Genomic DNA, 1,614 nt, shown 5'->3' with positions numbered 1-1,614 from the left:
TTGCAAAGCTCGCAGCATAATTGCGTCCAGAAATAAGGCCGCTTATATCCTTCCAAAAACTTTGCGACAGAACCCCCAGATCGCTTCAGAAGCTATGGGGGAACGGTAACATCTTTTCGATCGACATCCGGTTCAAGGGATGAATATGAAAGCTGATACCCATATCAAGGATGTCTATATGAAAAAAAACCTGATGGACGTCTCCGTACCATCAGGGTTCGAGACCAGACCGGCGGAGATTAGGCAGCTTCTGCGCGGCGAACTGGAACCCGGTCGGTCGCAGGAGCTTCTCGACGAAATGCGGGCCGCCGGATTGCCGACATGATCCGTCTCAAATAATGTGCGTCCGTCGCACAGCACTGTGCGTCCGTCTCAGAAAGCATGCGTTTAGTCTCAGATAATCTGCGCTGAAAGGCGCCGATAATCTCAATTAATTTGCGTCGGAAAAGCCCGATGATTGCGCGTCGGTGCTGTTATCATTGTGCGTCGCGACAACTACGGAACCTTTATCATTCCGCAGCAATCGGCAAGCTTCCAGTATTCCGGACGCCCCTATTACGAACGCCGCACAAAAGGCCGTGGCGTCGAGTTCGAGAATCTGACCGGCCTTGTCATGGAATCCGGCGCTGGCGTCGATACGTCGATTTTCAAAGATGAATGGAAAGATACAAGCATCATTTGCGAAATCGCCTGTTTCGAGTTTGCAGAAGCGCGAGAACGCCGCGAAAGGGAAATCCAGCGTATCGCTGCAAATCACGTCACCACCCCCGCCCGCCCCGCCGAACAACTGGCGTTTTTCTAGGAGGTACGGCCATGAACGAATTTGGCAACAAACGCCGGTCGAGCGTTGAAGTTTACGACACAGATTCCGGGCTTGGCGGCTCATTTACCGTTGAGATTGTCGAGGACGTTGACGCGGATCGCGTCAAAGTCCGCGTCTGGTATGGACGTGCAACCCCGTCAGGTTGGGAATGCTGGCACGAATGGGACGGATATCGCTTTATTGTGCGTCGTGATGCACTCCGAAACAAAAGACAAATGGCGCTCTTTAAATAGAAGATGCCGAAAACCGCCCGGCGCCCGCATCGAGCGGGCACCGAACGGTACGAGGAACCCCCCGGTCCCCGGTTCCTCGCGCTCCTCCCCCCGGAATGGTGGATGACCCGCAAGCGGCTCATCCAGTTTGCCTGTTTAGGTTTTGTCGGCGTCAACACTCGTTTGCTGATCTACCTCCACTCCAGCAAGAGTGTGACGGAAACCGAACTTCGTTCGGTCGAGATTTGCCGGTTGATGAACTGGCGCGGCGTCCGTGGCCTGCAAGCCCGTGTTTTCATGGTGCTTGTCCTCTTTTCCTGAAAGTGGCCATGCGCAATCTAATCGCTTCGCACGATACGGCATTCGCGGCCTTATACGCGCAACCCCTTCGGGGTTCTCCTCTCCGCTACGCTCCGTTTCGACCGCAAGCGGTGCGCGCGTCCGCTACTGCCGTATTCGAGCTACGCGATTGCGCACAACCACTTTCAGGAGGACAAGCACCATGGCCCCTGAACATTAAAGGGGCACCGATATACGGTTGGCCGACCGTTTGCGGATCGATGTTTATTTTACGGCTTT

The 1,614-nt window shown here is 54.6% G+C and carries 4 protein-coding genes; all 4 read left to right on the top strand.

The genetic code is table 11. The features are described from left to right. Positions 1 to 145 precede the first annotated feature (145 nt). Positions 146 to 325 carry a hypothetical protein gene (locus tag FHY56_RS18075; protein WP_210240079.1) on the top strand — a complete coding sequence of 60 codons (180 nt, stop codon included), beginning with the start codon at positions 146 to 148 and terminating at the stop codon, positions 323 to 325. A gap of 132 nt (positions 326 to 457) precedes the next feature. Continuing rightward, complete coding sequence (locus FHY56_RS18015; protein ID WP_193556808.1) at positions 458 to 802, top strand: class I SAM-dependent methyltransferase; 345 nt, start codon at positions 458 to 460, stop codon at positions 800 to 802. A gap of 11 nt (positions 803 to 813) precedes the next feature. Further along, positions 814 to 1,056 (top strand): hypothetical protein, encoded by a 243-nt coding sequence (locus FHY56_RS17705; RefSeq protein WP_140906433.1) that lies wholly within the window; start codon positions 814 to 816, stop codon positions 1,054 to 1,056. Between the two features lie 102 nt (positions 1,057 to 1,158). Then, positions 1,159 to 1,356 carry a hypothetical protein gene (locus FHY56_RS17700; protein ID WP_140906432.1) on the top strand — a complete coding sequence of 66 codons (198 nt, stop codon included), beginning with the start codon at positions 1,159 to 1,161 and terminating at the stop codon, positions 1,354 to 1,356. Positions 1,357 to 1,614 lie beyond the last annotated feature (258 nt).

Source organism: Brucella gallinifaecis, assembly GCF_006476605.1.
Taxonomy (GTDB): domain Bacteria; phylum Pseudomonadota; class Alphaproteobacteria; order Rhizobiales; family Rhizobiaceae; genus Brucella; species Brucella gallinifaecis.
Note: the sequence above shows the minus strand (reverse complement) of the source record. Positions and strands in the feature narration are given on the sequence as shown.